The sequence below is a fragment of the Cellulomonas humilata genome (genome assembly GCF_030814415.1).
Classification (GTDB): Bacteria; Actinomycetota; Actinomycetes; order Actinomycetales; family Cellulomonadaceae; genus Cellulomonas; species Cellulomonas humilata_A.
In genome coordinates this window covers 1-14153 of the sequence record NZ_JAUSVB010000008.1, presented here as the reverse complement: position 1 = coordinate 14153, position 14153 = coordinate 1, and the positions used below count along the sequence as shown (strand labels likewise).

14 protein-coding genes and 1 other RNA gene are annotated in these 14153 nt (G+C 68.8%); 9 read left to right on the top strand and 6 right to left on the bottom strand.

Features of this window, described 5'->3' with window-relative positions; all coding sequences use genetic code 11:
* The first annotated feature begins 204 nt into the window (after positions 1 to 204).
* From J2X26_RS21375 to J2X26_RS21355, 6 genes are all read left to right on the top strand, one after another.
* The gene (locus J2X26_RS21375) at positions 205 to 1254 is read left to right on the top strand and encodes a hypothetical protein (RefSeq protein ID WP_307494738.1); all 1050 of its coding nucleotides are present in this window, start codon (positions 205 to 207) and stop codon (positions 1252 to 1254) included.
* Positions 1251 to 1736, top strand: coding sequence for a hypothetical protein (locus tag J2X26_RS21370; protein WP_307494737.1), 486 nt, complete (start codon positions 1251 to 1253; stop codon positions 1734 to 1736). Before J2X26_RS21375 ends, J2X26_RS21370 begins: the two co-directional genes overlap by 4 nt.
* Positions 1733 to 2557, top strand: coding sequence for a bifunctional DNA primase/polymerase (locus tag J2X26_RS21365; RefSeq protein WP_307494736.1), 825 nt, complete (start codon positions 1733 to 1735; stop codon positions 2555 to 2557). The genes J2X26_RS21370 and J2X26_RS21365 overlap by 4 nt, the downstream gene beginning before the upstream one ends.
* Before the next feature lie 8 nt (positions 2558 to 2565).
* Positions 2566 to 2790, top strand: a complete 225-nt coding sequence (locus J2X26_RS21360; RefSeq protein WP_307494735.1) for a helix-turn-helix domain-containing protein — start codon at positions 2566 to 2568, stop codon at positions 2788 to 2790.
* Between the two features lie 2 nt (positions 2791 to 2792).
* Positions 2793 to 2981, top strand: coding sequence for a helix-turn-helix domain-containing protein (locus J2X26_RS21695; protein WP_368671711.1), 189 nt, complete (start codon positions 2793 to 2795; stop codon positions 2979 to 2981).
* 124 nt (positions 2982 to 3105) lie between these two features.
* Complete coding sequence (locus J2X26_RS21355; protein ID WP_307494734.1) at positions 3106 to 3414, top strand: helix-turn-helix domain-containing protein; 309 nt, start codon at positions 3106 to 3108, stop codon at positions 3412 to 3414.
* Between the two features lie 155 nt (positions 3415 to 3569).
* Here the strand turns inward: J2X26_RS21355 and J2X26_RS21350 are convergent, their stop codons facing one another.
* The 6 genes from J2X26_RS21350 to J2X26_RS21325 all read right to left on the bottom strand — a co-directional run bounded on the left by J2X26_RS21350 (position 3570) and on the right by J2X26_RS21325 (position 8818).
* Positions 3570 to 3911, bottom strand: coding sequence for a hypothetical protein (locus J2X26_RS21350; protein WP_307494733.1), 342 nt, complete (start codon positions 3909 to 3911; stop codon positions 3570 to 3572).
* A gap of 176 nt (positions 3912 to 4087) precedes the next feature.
* Entirely contained in the window at positions 4088 to 4579 is a 492-nt protein-coding gene (locus J2X26_RS21345) for a hypothetical protein (RefSeq protein ID WP_307494732.1), read from the bottom strand.
* 141 nt (positions 4580 to 4720) lie between these two features.
* Positions 4721 to 5914, bottom strand: coding sequence for a tyrosine-type recombinase/integrase (locus tag J2X26_RS21340; RefSeq protein WP_307494731.1), 1194 nt, complete (start codon positions 5912 to 5914; stop codon positions 4721 to 4723).
* A 75-nt stretch (positions 5915 to 5989) separates the two neighbouring features.
* Positions 5990 to 6356: a transfer-messenger RNA gene (ssrA, locus tag J2X26_RS21335) on the bottom strand.
* A gap of 88 nt (positions 6357 to 6444) precedes the next feature.
* Positions 6445 to 7602: a S1C family serine protease gene (locus J2X26_RS21330; RefSeq protein ID WP_307494730.1), complete on the bottom strand. Its 1158-nt coding sequence runs from the start codon at positions 7600 to 7602 to the stop codon at positions 6445 to 6447.
* 160 nt (positions 7603 to 7762) lie between these two features.
* Positions 7763 to 8818: an ATP-dependent DNA ligase gene (locus tag J2X26_RS21325; RefSeq protein ID WP_307494729.1), complete on the bottom strand. Its 1056-nt coding sequence runs from the start codon at positions 8816 to 8818 to the stop codon at positions 7763 to 7765.
* A 202-nt stretch (positions 8819 to 9020) separates the two neighbouring features.
* Here J2X26_RS21325 and J2X26_RS21320 point away from each other — a divergent pair, with 202 nt between their 5' ends.
* The 3 genes from J2X26_RS21320 to J2X26_RS21310 form a co-directional block, all read left to right on the top strand.
* Complete coding sequence (locus tag J2X26_RS21320; protein ID WP_307494728.1) at positions 9021 to 13160, top strand: polymorphic toxin-type HINT domain-containing protein; 4140 nt, start codon at positions 9021 to 9023, stop codon at positions 13158 to 13160.
* On the top strand, positions 13157 to 13654 hold the full coding sequence (locus J2X26_RS21315; protein WP_307494727.1) for a hypothetical protein: 498 nt from the start codon (positions 13157 to 13159) through the stop codon (positions 13652 to 13654). The genes J2X26_RS21320 and J2X26_RS21315 overlap by 4 nt, the downstream gene beginning before the upstream one ends.
* Positions 13655 to 13808: 154 nt before the next feature.
* Positions 13809 to 14153: trypsin-like serine protease (locus J2X26_RS21310; RefSeq protein WP_307494726.1), on the top strand; the 345-nt coding region annotated here is incomplete at its 3' end.

Below are 14153 nucleotides of genomic sequence, written 5' to 3'. Positions count from 1 at the left end.
GCACGCAAGCCGGACTCCGGCGTCGCGGAGGTGGCCCGCCATCCCGTGCAGCAGCTCGTCACAGGCCTGGCGGCGCTCCCCCGCCTCCCGGGCTCTTACGACCTCGGGCCTCCCTCCGCCCGGTGGAGCGGAGCGCCTACGGACCCCAAGGCAGCGACGAGCAGGGCGGCTCAGTGGACGGGGCTCGTCGTTTCCATGGCGGGCATGACTCACGCCATCACGGCCCACGCCGCACAGCTCAGTGAGGAGGAGCGATGGGGTGTGGTCCGAACGGTCGCTTCCCTGGCCGAGGTGCTGGCCATCGCACGCCTCGACGTGTTGCGGGTTCTCGCGGTGGACGGCGACGCATCGAACGTGTCCCGTCGTGCCATGGCCGCGCTGGCGCTGGCGGCTCGCGAGGTGTCCAGGCTCGCAGGCGACGAACCTGCACCGGCCACGTCTGCGATCCGGCTCCCGCCCGGGCGCGGACACCGACCCCAGACCGTGAGCGATGTGTGGCATCTTGCGCCGGCCACAACCAACTTGAGCCTGCTTCTCGTGCGCCGCGATCCGGCCATCGGCGACCTGCTCGCCGTCACTCGTGTCCTTGCACAGACGTCGCGTGCCGCCGCGGCGGCGCTTCGCTCGGCCGATCGCGCTCGGCTCAGCCCGCCGACCGGGCCGGCCACGCTCACCGCCGTCGTCCTCGAGCTGCACGGCGACGCCCTGGCGGGTGCCGTTGTCGCGCACCGCGCCATCGTCGGATCGCTTACCGCACACAGCGCGGTCGTCGGGGCCCAGGCTCGAGAGATCGACACCAGCCTCCGGAACGTCCTGGACCCGTTGGCGCGGCACCCAGCCGACGCCCATGCCGCCGTACCGGCGCTGATCGGTTACGCCCGGGCGGCTGCACTAGCAACCGCTGGGCTCGTTCAGGCTGTTGAAACGTCTGTGCGCTCTCATAGCGTCGCGATCCGCGACCGCTCTGAGCAGCCCCGCTATCTGTGGCGCCTGGCGAACCGCGCCGACATGGTCCCGTTCCTGCGTCCGCTGGAGGAGGCGTCGGCCGAGATCCGGAGCGGCCTGGCAAACGTTGCGGCTATCACCGGTCCCGAACGAGCCGCTGGCCCCGCTGCCACCGACGCGACCGCGGCCTTGCGCAGCGCACTGGAACGCCGCCAGAGCGCGATGCGCCCTAGCAAGCCTGGCTGGCCTGCGCTCACGCACGGGTTTGATCAGCTTCGACGGGCTGCGGCGGCCACGTGGATCGCGTGACCGATGACGATCTCGCGGCCGACGACCATCTGTTGGATGGCGACGAGCTCGTCGACCGCATCCTCGGGCGCACACCCCGGCCCGTCGACTGGTCCCGGCTCGGTGGCGCTGACGCCCGCGCCGCTCACGACGCCCTGCAGCTATGGGTGCACTGGCTGGTGAGCCGCTACGCCCTCGATCACCGCGAGGTCCCGCCGTGCTGGGCCGAGCACAACGCGCTCGTCGAGGAGCTCTCCGCCCTCCACACGGCGCACCGCGCGTGCTTCGACCACGCCGGCAGCCCCATGGGCCCTGCCGAATGGCACCAGATCCTCGGCAATGCCCGAGGCCGGCTTCAGCTCTGGGCGGGCCGGACCGGATGCCGGGCGGGCGAGCATCGAGCCGATCCGGTTCCGCCATGGGTGGCTCTGCCGCCGGACGCGTGCGCAGGCGAAGAACTCCCGCCCACAACGCTGCCGTCGACGAGGAGGACGCGAACGTGACCGCCACCGACACCGCACCGGACCTGCTCACGCACGCGCTGACCTACGCCGAGAGCGGCATTCGCGTCTTCCCGTGCCTGCCCGGCGGCAAGACCCCGCTGACGAGCAGCGGCTTCCTGGACGCCACCACCGATCCCGATCAGATCCTCGAGTGGTGGTCCTGGCGGCCGCAGGCGAACATCGCGACCCCGACTGGTGCGCCGGGATTCGACGTGCTCGACATCGACGTTCGTCCCGAAGGGAACGGGTGGGCCGCCTACCGCCGGGCGACGGTCGCCGGCGCGCTCGACGGGTGGCAGCGCGCGATTCGCACTCCGTCGGGTGGCCTGCACCTGCACTACCCCGGAACGAGCCAGCGGAACGGGTCGCTGCGCGAACAGCACATCGACTTCCGAGCGACGGGCGGCTACGTGCTCCTGCCGCCGTCCCTCGGGCAGACGAAGGCGTACTCACGCAGGTACGAGGTCATCCGCGCCGTCACGGCGCCCGGCCAGCCGCTCGACTGGGCCCGCGTGACCCGTCTGGTCGCGCCGCCCGCCCCGGCACGCTCACCGCGGCGCGAGCCCGTCGACGCGTCCGACGCGCAGCGGACCGCCTGGCTCGCGTCCCACGTGGCGCGGCAACCGGCCGGCAATCGCAACAACGCCCTGTTCTGGGCCGCCTGCCGCGCAGCCGAGGCCGGCATCGGCGATCTCGACCCGCTCGTGGACGCCGCGGTGACCGCCGGCCTGCCCAGACGGCAGGCGAAACTCACCATCGCCAGCGCGCAACGGATCATCGCCCACGGCCCCGCCTCGTCCCCATCTGCGATCTTTCGGTAGGAGTACCGATGAGCACACTGCATGTCGACGAGGCGCCGCGCGCCCGGATGCTGCTGTCCGTCGCGGATGTCGCCGCCGAGCTGGGCTGCGGTCGAGACACCGTCTACGGCCTGCTTGCTTCGGGTCTGCTCCCCTCCGTGCTGGTCGGCGAACGGCTACGGCGCATCCGCCTTCCCGATCTCGAGCAGTACATCGCGGGTCTTCCTACCAGCCCTCCCTCCCCTCGAAGCTGACCATGACGGTCGGGACGAAGTTGCTGCTCACAACCGAAGAGGTCGCTCGCGCGCTCGGCATCAGTCGCACCAAGGTCTACGAGTTGATCCTGGCGGGAACTCTGGGAAGCGTGAAGATCGGGAGCTGCCGCCGGGTACCCGTCGCAGCACTCGACGCGTACGTCGAAGCTCTTTGCGCTGAAGGGCGTTGACCAGTTCACAGGCGGTGCGGATCAGCGATGCCGAGCCAGAAATACGCCGAAAATCGGCCGGTTTCGTCTCGCGAAACCGGCAGCACCGAGCGAAACGCTGGATCGGCAAGTGGAAGGAGCAGCGGTGGGCATCGACTACACGGCGGCGACGCCAGAGGAGATAGCCGAGTCGTTCGGGATTTCGACCTCGTGGGTCCGCGAGCAGGCGCGGCGCGGCCGTGTGCCGCATCTCAGGTTCGGGCGGGGCAAGATCCGGTTTCTTCCCGAGCACGTCGACGCCCTCATCCAGCTCGCCACCGTCCCGGGACATACCGAAGACGACGAGCCGCCAGAGAACGCGTCGACAGATCTGGGCGCGCTCGGCGCGACGATCCGATCCATCCGTGCCCACCAACGCCGGCCACACGTCCAGGGTGATCCCCAGATGTTCTGAGCGGTCTTGAGTCGCGCGTCGCCCGAGCCGACGTCCGCGCGGGCCGACGACACCACCACGAAAGTCTTGCGCCTTCGGTGCGCAGGTGACTGCCGCGCCTGCGGTGCGCTTGACGCCACGGGAGGCTGCGTGTGCGCTCTCGCTAGCGAAGAACGCTAGAAGGCTCGGAGTTCGAATCCGATTCCGAGGGCGTTGAGGTCGTCCTCCAACCGCCAGGACACAGCACTGTCGTAGAAGCTTGCGGCATCGCCGTTCCCCTCGGAGGGGTCGATCTTGTACATCTCGGGGACGTCGTAGGCCATCGCGTAGCCAGCTTCTGTGTCGCTCCATTCGACACGAACAAACATGTCCGTCGTCGCGATGTCGTAGTTGTCGTTCCCGTGGTTCTTCGCGATGTACTCGAACGGATAGGTGAAGGTGTAGCTGTCGTCCTTCTTGAGCGAGCGCAGGTAGTCCAGCTCGTTCTCAAACCCATAGTTGTTCGACTCGCTCCACATGGTCGAAGCATATGGTCACCTGGGTCGCGGCCTTCATCTCGGTGGAGCGACACACCGGTCGTCCGCCTTGCGCCGATCAGGCGCAGCGCGATGACTGGGTGGGTCGTTCTGCTTCGCGGTTGCCGCCGCACCCCGGAGGTCTCAAGCAACGTGTTTGAGCGCCGACGGCGGCAGTCTCACTCCGGCCGAGGCACGGTGGAGAACTCGCCCACGAGCCTGATGCCGAGCTTCGCGGCGTCCTTCTCGATCCAGCCGAGCGCGCCGTCATTCAGGAAGCGCGCGCCGTCCACGACCTCCACGGCGCGCGGGCTGCCGGGACGAGAGTTCCAGCCGTTGACCGCGTTGCCGCCCATGTAGCCAGCCTTCTTGGCGAACTCGGAGATCTCCTTGGCGTTGGCTCCGCGTCCTTCCTCCGCGTTCAGGCGACCAATTGCCCCAAGGTAGGTGATCCAGGCCATTTGCTGCTGGGCCTCGGTCGCACTCTTCTGCGGGTTCGGAGTGAACAGCGGCGCGTCGTGCAGCGGGTCGTACTCAGCGGGCTCGCCGTCGTCCGTCGCGGCATTCGCGATAGCGCCGGCACCCTCGTCCAAGGCCGCGAGGAAGGCCTCAGCAGCAGCGCGAAGCGCCTTGGTCAGCACCGCGTCCGCGCGGTCGGTAGATACGTTCATCGTGTGCTCCTTGTACTGTGCCAGCATCTTGAATACAGGTGCAACAGTAGATCCAGGGCACCTACACTGCAAGTCCCAAGCAGGTGCAGGTGAGGTGGGTGAGGTTTTTCTAGCGAGGGTGTCGACTTGCATGTCGATGCGTTAGCGCGCGTCACCGGGGGTCGACGGCGGCGTTACCAGCCCCTCAAGCGCTCGGCCCGCCGCGGCAGCCGCTGAGGCTTGCTGATCCGGCAGCAGATGCGCGTAGGTCTCGGTCGTCGTCGTAATCGACTCGTGGCCGAGTCGCCGCTGCAGAATGAACAGGTCGACGCCTGCCGCGATCATCCATGAGGCGTGGGTGTGCCTCAGGTCGTGAACGCGCGGCCGCTTAGTGAGCCTGGGTGCGTTGGGGTCCGGTGACCCATCCGGGTGCAACGGGTTCATCGCGGCGTCGAGCGCCGGCGTCCAGGTTTGAGTCCAGAACCTCGACGACGACAGCTGGTTTCCGATCGTGTTCGGAAAGACCAGGTCGCCCGGGGACTTCTCAGCGACGACGCCTTTGAGAATGGGAAGGAGGTCATCGGGCAGCGACACCGTGCGCCGCGCGCGCCTGGTCTTGGGTGGCCCGACGAACCAGTGTCGATTCTCGTCGCGCTTCCATGCCTTGGTGACACGCACCGTCGCCGGGGTCGATCGGAGGTCGAAGTCGGCGACCGTGAGCGCGGTTGCTTCGCCCCACCGGAGCCCCGTCGCAACGAGCAGAAGCACGAGCGGCTGGTAGTACCCCGCAACCTTCGACAGCAAGAGCGCGAACTCGTCCCGTGTCAGGACAGTCATGTCGTCGTGAGTCGCCTGCGACTTCGGCAGCTCGACACCCGCGCACGGGTTGTCCTCGCGATACCCGAGCCGGACCGCGGTGGACATCGCAGCGGAGAACAGGCCATGTACGTTCGCGATCGTCTTGGGCGCGTAGCCGCGCTCGCTCATCGTGCGAACCCAGTTGGCCACATGCCGGTAGGTGATCGACTTCACGGCGTAGCTGCCGAGGACCGGCGAGATGTGCGACGCGAGTTGCTGGCGATAGTGGGCACGGGTGTCTGCGCCGACCGAGGTCAACAACTCGATGTGCTCGGAGATGACATCGTCGACACTCGGGCCACGATGCCGCACGGCATCGGCGATTCGCGCAGCTTCAGCCGCGTAACCGCCGGCAGCCTCGATGAGTTGTTTGGCGACAGTTGCGTCGCGTTCATCGTCGTAGGTGAGAGAGGTCTGGCGCCCGGTATCGGGGTCGCGCCACAATACGGCGAAGGCCCTAGAGCCATCGCGGCGCCGGCGCTCACGGATGCTCGCCATAGACACAAAAATAGCCATCCGTGTCAACGAATGGCTACTTCTGGTCAACATGACCTGCGTTTCCGCAGGTCAGATTGGTGGAGGTGGCGGGAATCGAACCCGCGTCCGATGACGCAGTACCAGGGATTCTCCGGGTGCAGCCTGCTGTGATTTTCTCAGCCCCCACGGTCACACAGGCAAGCCGTGGACGGGCTCAGTCAGCTAAAAGTCCCGGCAATCGCACTGACGACGATTACCAGCAGTGGCTCTCTAGATGACGCTGGTTACTGAGTCGAGAGCGTACTCAGGCCAACGGACTTCGGGACTCGCTCAGGCGGCGAGGGCGAAGTCGGTGCGGTTTGTATTGGCACCTATTGGTTTGCACGGAGCGTTGACGAGATAACCGTGCGTCCTCGACCCGCTTCTCCTGGTTCGACGATCACCGTCGAAACCGATCACCCCCATGTTCAATTTTCAAGCACCGGCGGTACCGAAGCACGGCCAGCACCACCAGCCTACCTCCCAACGGCAGGCTGGTCGTGCTCATTCCCTCAGTCGGCCGGTCCGGCGATGAGGGTGACTGGAGCCGAGGTGGAAGCGCCGGTAGCGGCAACGGTCCAGGTCAGCGTCACGGTGTCGCCAGGTGCGTAGGTGTCCAGCAGGGTGGAGAGCGACGACGACGCGGTCACAGCGACACCGTCCACGGCCGTGATCATGTCGCCGGCGACCAGACCGGACGACTCGGCGGGCGTGCCCTCCAGAACGCCGGCGACGGAGCCGTCGGATCCCAGCGAGATCCCGAGGAAGGCGGGGTACCCGATGGTCACGGTGTCGGAAGCGGCACCGGTCTGGATCTGGTTGGCGATGACCAACGCGTCCTCGATGTCGATCGCGTACGCGACGGTGTCCACGGTGCTGCTCGACGCGGCGGTCGTCATGCCGATCACCTCGCCCTCGTCGTCGAAAACGGGGCCACCCGAGTCCCCCGGCACGACGGCCGCGGAGAACTGGATGAGCCCGTCGAGCGTCTCGGGCGTGGACCCGTTCGACGATGCCGTCATCGTCTGGTCGAGGGCGGTCACGCTGCCGAGGGCCGCGAGCAGGTCGCCGCCGCCCTCCGCGTTGCCGACGGCAGTCACCGCGTCGCCGACTGCGACGCCGTTGTCGTCGTCCAGCGCGACCGTGGCCAGCCCTGACGCGTCCTGGAGCTGGAGCAGAGCGACGTCCGACGAGGCGTCCGTGCCGACGACGACGGCCACGTACGAAGCGCCGGTCGACTCGATCGTCACCCCGATGGACGTCGAGCCCTCGATCACGTGGTTGTTGGTGAGCACCAGCCCGTCCGACGTCAGCACCATGCCCGTGCCGGCGGAATGCGCGTCCTGGTAGCCGAGCGTGCTGGTGATCGTCACGACGCCCACCTGCTGGTCCGCGGTCGCCGCGGTGGCGTCGGCCTGGTCCGAGGTCGACGGCGCGGTCCCCCACGACGGCGGGATTTGCTCCTCGATCGTCGGCGGTACGTACGCCGCACCTTCGATCGTCGACGTCGCCGCGTCATCGGTGTTCGACGACGCCAGCGCCGCAGCGACCAGACCGCCGCTGACACCTCCGGCGAGCAGGCCGAGGGCGAGCGCACCGCCCGCGGCACCGAACGCGACTCCGCGCCGCACGACGGGCTTCGTCGCGACGGCGACATCGCCCGACGTCATCGCGGAAGAGTCGACAGGAGCGCCGGACGCTCCAGAAACCTGCTGCTCGTCCATGGCAATGAACCTCCCCGACGACCCCCGGGTGGCGCCGTCAAGGAAGAGACAACCGCCCGCACCCGGGAGGTCGCTGGAGCGAACCCATGCGCAGCCTGTGGACCGGTCAGCTGGTCGCGAGCACGTCCTTCAGCGAGTACGAGACCGGCTCCTCGAGCTGCTCGAACGTGCACGACGACGGTGTGCGGTCCGGGCGCCACCGGCGGAACTGCGCGGTGTGCCGGAACCGCACGCCCTCCATGTGGTCGTACGCGACCTCCACCACTAGCGACGGCTCCAGCGGCACGAACGAGAGGTCTTTCCCGCGCGACCAGCGGCTGCCCTCGGCCTCGCGAGGCGTCCGAGCCATCGCGGAGTAGTCCCACGGGTGCCCCTCCAGGGGCACGACCAACGGGGCGAGCTCGGTGACCAGCTCCCGCCGTCGCGCCATCGGGAACGACGCCGCGACACCGACGGACGCGAGCGTCCCGGACTCGTCGTACAGCCCGAGCAGCAGGGATCCAACGGCATCGTCCCCGGACTTGTGCGGGCGATACCCGGCCACGACGCAGTCGGCGGTCCGCTCGTGCTTGACCTTCTGCATCGTCCGCTTGCCAGGCTCGTACAGCCCGTCAGGATCCTTCGCGACGATCCCGTCCAGCCCCGCGCCCTCGAACTGGGAGAACCACCGCTCAGCCACGGAGATGTCGTCGGTCTGGGCGGTGATCGAGATCGGGCCACCCGGCTTGACCAGCGACGCGAGCACCGCGCGCCGCTCGGAGAACGGCCGCCCCGTCAGGTCGTCGTCCCCCAGCGCCAGCACGTCGAACAGCACCAGCAGCGCCGGCGTCTCGGCAGCCAGCAACCGCACGCGCGACTCCGCCGGGTGCACCCGCTGCAGCAGCGCCTCGAAGTCCAGCCCGGAGTGGGCCGACGAGGGCACGATGATCTCGCCGTCGACGACGCACCGGTCGGGGAGATACGACAGGAGCGCCTCGACGACCTCCGGGAAGTACCGCTGCATCGGCTTGGTGTTCCGCGAGCCGATCTCCACGGCGTCCCCGTCGCGAAACACGATCGCGCGGAAGCCGTCCCACTTGGGCTCGTACAGCTTCCCCGCGGGGATCTTCGGCGCCGACTTGGAGAGCATCGGGTCGACGGGCGGCATCACGGGCAGCTGCATGCCGCCAGTCTGGCTGGCGCACGCCCGAGCGGCCAGCGTCACGCCGAGACCGCTCTCCGATTCCATGCCTAAACCGGTCACGCGGGAGTCACAGGGCCGCTAACCTCCGTCGTCGGGGGCATGTCAGAACCGCCTCGCGCGACCCGGGCACGAGGTCGTGTGCAGAGTCTGGTCTCTGAGTCCCACCGTTCAGTGCTTGGCGATGGTGATCGTCGTGGCAGCGATGCCGCGACGGGTCGCTCCTAAGGGGGAGTTCGTGGCGCGCGTCGGTCTGCGGTCGGTCGTTGCTGGTGTAGTGGCGGTGGTGCTGGCGTGCACCGTGGGCGGGGCACCCGCGTTCGCCGACGAACCGACGGATCCAGGCGGGGACCGGTCGTGGGTCGTGTCCCTGCTGACGACGGGGACGCCGTCGGTGCGGCGGGCGGCCGAAGCGGCGTTGCTGGGCTCGGAGTCGGACCTCGAGGCGTTCGTGAACTCGGCCTTCGACGACGCTCTGGATGCCGACTATCGGGCGTCGGCGCAGGTGCTGGCGAGTACCGACGGCCCGACGATGACGTCCGCAGCACTGGCGGCGCTGGAGGGTTCCGACGAGGACCTTCGGCAGTTCGTCGACGGCGGCTTCACGACCGCGTGGGCTGCCGACGAGCGTCTGCGGGTGGCGCGGGTTCTGGAGAGCGGCGGACCTGCGGCGCGCGGGGGCGCGCAGACGGCGCTGGCGGGTGATGCGGAGGCGTGGTCGAAGTTCTTGACCTCGAGCTTGCCGTTGGCGCAGTTCAAGGATGAGCGGTTGATGGCCGCGACGATGCTGGCCGGCTCGCTGAACAACAGCGGTCCGTTGCTGGATGCCGCCGCGCAGGCCGCGCTGGCCGGGACTGCGGAGGAGCTGCACGAGTTCCTCGCCAACGGCCAGTTCGTGGCGAGGGCACGGGATCAGGAGATGGCCTCGATCCGCGGGTTGACGGAGCAGGCCAAGCAGGCGGGCCAGGTTACTGCGACGGAGGCGGCAGCGGCGTCGGAGGCGTCGTCGCGCGCCGTGGGTGCGGCCGAGCAGGCCAAGGCTGCGGCACAGGAGGCCCTGGCCGAGGCCCAGGCCGCCGGTGGTGCGGCCGAGGGCGCGTCAGCGGCGGCAGGCCGGGCCGCGGACGCGGCGGCGGCGGCGCAGGGTGCTGCTTCGGAGGCGGTCTCGGCGTCGAGCGCGGCGTTGCGGGCAGCGCAGTCGGCTGCGGACGGGGCGCGTCAGGCGACTGCGGCCGCGTCGTTGACGGCGCGTGCGGCCGCCGCGGCGCAGTCGGCGGCGGCGGCGGCGCGTACGGACGCGGGGAAGGCTGCTGCGGCGCGGGCCGCGGCACAGGCGGCACGCGATGCAGCGGCGCAGGCCGCGGCTCTCGACCAGGTCCGGGCGCAGCGTGACGCGGCGTTGGCGCAGGCACGGGCGGCGGCGTCAGCAGCGGCCAGCGCGAGCGTGAACGCGGACGCTGCCGCGGTGGCGGCGGACAAGGCGTCTCGGCAGGCGGGGGTCTCTTCGGCGCAGGCGAAGCGCACGCAGGCAGCCGCTGCGGCGGCGAAGGTGCAGGCCGCGCGCGCGGCCGGAGCGGCACAGCGCAGCCTGCAGTTCGCCGAGGCGGCCGCCGCTGCTTCCGACGAGGCGTTCGCCTTCGCGCGCCAGGCCGCAGGGCACGCCACCCGGGCAGCGGCGGCGGCCGACGAGGCGGCCGCTCAGGCGGGCGTGGCGGCGGAGGCCGCGACGAAGTCGACCGCGCACGCGGAGCAGGCCACGGCGGCGTCCGAGCTCGCGGTGGCCGCAGCGGCGCAAGCGGTCACCGTCGAGAAGCTGGCCCGCGACGCGGACGCCGCACGGCTCGCCGAGGCCACCGAGGAAGGCGTCGCCCAGGCGCAGGAGGCGGTGGCCGCCGAGAAGGCTGCACGGGAGGCAGGCGGCGAGCTGGCCGGGTGGGACCGCAACGTGCGGTGGGACACCGAGGAAGAGGCTCGCATCCCGGAGTCGACCCGTGCCCTGCTGGACGCCGCGACCGCTGACGGCGCGTCCGAGCAGGTCGTGATCGACAAGGGTCGCCGAGCAGCGCTCGACCTGATGACCACCGGTGGGGAGTGGACCAAGGCGGCCGCCGCGGAGGCGTTGGCCGGCGACGAGGTGGTGCTGCGGTCCTGGCTGACCGGGGGACGCCGGCTCGCTGCGGGTCAAGACAACCGCGCTCGGGTCTGGCACCTGGTCGACACTCTGCCCGACGGGCAGGAGAAGACCGCCGCGCGGGCGTCCCTGGACGGCGACGACACCACGGTGGCGACGTTCCTGCGGACCCGCGCCTACCCGCGCAAGATGTTCGACGACCGCCTCGCGTTGGCCCGGATCTTGGCCTCCAAGCCCGGCCCGGTGCTGTATGCCGCGACGCAGAAGGCACTGGCGGGACCCACTGCGGAGGTCCACGAGTTCCTGCGCACCGGGCAGCACACCGCACGAGCAGCCGACCAGCGGGTCGAGATGGCCCGGATCCTCGGCGCCGGAGGCCCGGAGGTCAAGGCAGCCGCGCAGGTCGCCCTGGCCGGTCCCGCCGCCTACGGCACGTACTTCCTGACAGTCGGCCAGTTCGAGGCCGCGCAGCGCGACACCGAGCAGGCTGCACACGTCCAGGCAGTGCGCGGCCTGGTCCAGCAGGCCCAGCAGTACGCCCAGACCGCACTGGCCGACGCCGCCGAAGCACGCCGCGTCGCCGCTGTCGCGAGGGGCGCCGCCGCAGATGCCGCGAGCTACGCCAACCAGGCCGCAGCCGCGGCCAACCAAGCCGCGGCCTATGCGGCTCAGGCGAACCAGTCCGCGTCGTCCGCGAAGGCGTCCGCAGATCAGGCCGCAGCTTCTGCGCAAACCGCGAAGAACGCGGCCGCCTCGGCACAGACCAATGCCAACAACGCCGCACGCTCCGCGCTGACCGCCACCAAAGCCTCCCAGAGAGCAAGGACTGACGCAGAGTCCGCGCAATGGGCGAAGCAGGACGCGCGGTGGTCCGCCAACGCCGCGGGCCAGGACGCTGCGGACGCGAACTCGGCCGCCCAGGAAGCCTCGGCTTCCTACGTCGCGCGTGTGAACCAGCAGCAGGTTGCCGACCGCGACACGACGCCGGGAAGCGGGCCGAACGGCACGAGCACGGCCAACGACACCCACCGGTACTGGAACTGCCTGACGTCGATCGATGTCGCACTCGGGTCGCCGGACGTCTGCGTGGACGGATTCAAGGCGTTCGGCGAGGTGATGCTGAACCCCGCCAAGTGCGACCTGCCATCGAGTCGCGACTCACTTGGCTGCCAGATGTACAGCCAGTTCAAGCAGTTTGTCGACGACAGCAGCGATCTGATGTGGGATGTTGCGCAGCTCGCGCTGGGCCTGTGCGGCCTGATTCCCGGCGTCGGTGAAGTGTGCGACGGCCTCGACATGGCCATTTCCGCCTACCGCGGCGACTGGGGCGGGGCCGGCCTGTCGCTGCTCGCGATGGTGCCCGCCGTCGGGGCGGCAGCAGGAACGGCGAAGGTCGCGAGGCTGACGGATCGACTTCGCGCATCGATCAAGCTCATCCAGGACGGACTCAAGCAAGCATGCTCGTTCGAGGGCTCGACGCCGGTCCTGATGGCGGATGGGTCGACCAGGTCCATCGAGACCGTGAATGTCGGGGACAAAGTCACGGCCTCCAACCCGATCACCGGGGAACAGGCGGTCAAGAGTGTCACCCATGTCTTCGTGCATGAAGACACGCTCATCGACCTCCGGCTCAAGGATGGCGCTCTGATCGGGACCACCGAGGACCATCCGTTCTGGTCCGTGACGAGCGGGCGCTTTACCCCCGCTCAGGACCTGATTCCGGGCGATCTGCTGGAGACCGCCGACGGAGAGGTCCGATCGGTCGACGGTCTACTGACTGACACGTCACGCATCGGGTTGGCGTACAACCTGTCCGTCGACGGTTTCCACACATATCACGTGGGCGAGGACCAGCTTCTTGTCCACAACAAGTGCGGCGAGGAAGTTCTTGACCAGTTCGAACACTTCGAACAGGCGCGAAACAAGGCGCTCGATCTCTTGGGACCAATAGACCCAGTTTCTCGTGCTCCATATTACGGGAGGCTGGAGAGCTCGCCGAGCACGTACGACCAGATCGTCGGCTTCACCACCCGCGTCGACGGAGTCTTCAAGCGCTTCCGAATGGACTACGACCCGGTCAAGGGTCCACACATCAATGTCGAGATAGGCCGAGGTGAGTCCGCGGAAAAATACGCGGTCCCGTGGTCAGGAACCGAAGCCGACTTTATCCGCCTCCTAGGAGGAAACGCGTGACGACGAAATCTGGCTACGCATCCCGACCAGACCTGCTTCCAGAATCCCTGGTCCGTCTCGCCAAAGAGCCTGGCGCGGCCGCGACCTGGGTAGGACGCGACGGTGCGCATCTCCTCACCCTGGAGGAGCATCTGCGCGTCGAGCGAGAAAGTCTTGGCGCCTTTCCTAGACGATCTGATGGAACAATTGATTGGTCTCAGTCCCCGGACAGCGTTGTCTCCTCGACCAGTGCGGACTCGACAGCGCTCGCCGCGCAACTGGACGCGTTGACTCCTGAAACGGACGCGTTTGTGGTCATGTGGGGTTCACTCGCGATACCGAGCATCCGCGTAGAGGCGCACACAGGGGCTTTGCTTGCGACCGAGCTGGTGTCGCGGTCGACGGAACTATGGATTCGCTGCGGGCCGGGGCCGATGCTGGTGGAGTATTCCTACTTCAACGACACTCTCGTCACGGCAAAGGTCCCTATCAGGGATGCGCGAATTCCATCGTGATCACATCTCCGCCGGACGGCACGCCTCTGAAAGGCGCGTTCCCCATCGATCCCGAGTACGGCTCGCATGTGCCGCGAGCGGTCCGGGTCGAACTTCGACTGGGTGCCTAATGACCGCGCGACACGACAGCAACGGATGCAGAGGAAGAATGGGCATGCACAAGAACTGGACCGTTCGCGTCGGTGTGACTGCACTGGTGCTGGCCGGTCTCGGGGTCCCGGCCGCGTACGCGGTGCAGGGAACCGCCCCGGTCGGGGCGGTCGCGGCGGCGGTCGTGCAGCTCGACATCGGCCGCGCGGGTGCCTGCTCGGGGTCACTGATCAGCCCGTCGTGGGTGATCACGGCGAAGTCCTGCTTCACCGAGACCCAGAGCGATCCGGTCGTGCAGGGGGCGCCCGAGAACCCCACGACCGCCACGATCGGACGCATCGACCTGACGGGCAGCGCGGGACACACCGTGCGGATCGACCGGCTGGTCCCCCACCCCGACCGTGACGTG

Excerpts from the sequence above, each read along its gene's own strand:
- J2X26_RS21375 (WP_307494738.1), top strand. The coding sequence starts at position 205 with ATGACTCACGCCATCACGGCCCACGCCGCACAGCTCAGTGAGGAGGAG.
- J2X26_RS21360 (WP_307494735.1), top strand. The coding sequence starts at position 2,566 with ATGAGCACACTGCATGTCGACGAGGCGCCGCGCGCCCGGATGCTGCTG.
- J2X26_RS21695 (WP_368671711.1), top strand. The coding sequence starts at position 2,793 with ATGACGGTCGGGACGAAGTTGCTGCTCACAACCGAAGAGGTCGCTCGC.
- J2X26_RS21350 (WP_307494733.1), bottom strand. The coding sequence starts at position 3,911 with ATGTGGAGCGAGTCGAACAACTATGGGTTTGAGAACGAGCTGGACTAC.
- J2X26_RS21345 (WP_307494732.1), bottom strand. The coding sequence starts at position 4,579 with ATGAACGTATCTACCGACCGCGCGGACGCGGTGCTGACCAAGGCGCTT.
- J2X26_RS21340 (WP_307494731.1), bottom strand. The coding sequence starts at position 5,914 with ATGGCGAGCATCCGTGAGCGCCGGCGCCGCGATGGCTCTAGGGCCTTC.
- J2X26_RS21330 (WP_307494730.1), bottom strand. The coding sequence starts at position 7,602 with ATGACGTCGGGCGATGTCGCCGTCGCGACGAAGCCCGTCGTGCGGCGC.
- J2X26_RS21325 (WP_307494729.1), bottom strand. The coding sequence starts at position 8,818 with ATGCAGCTGCCCGTGATGCCGCCCGTCGACCCGATGCTCTCCAAGTCG.
- J2X26_RS21320 (WP_307494728.1), top strand. The coding sequence starts at position 9,021 with ATGGTGATCGTCGTGGCAGCGATGCCGCGACGGGTCGCTCCTAAGGGG.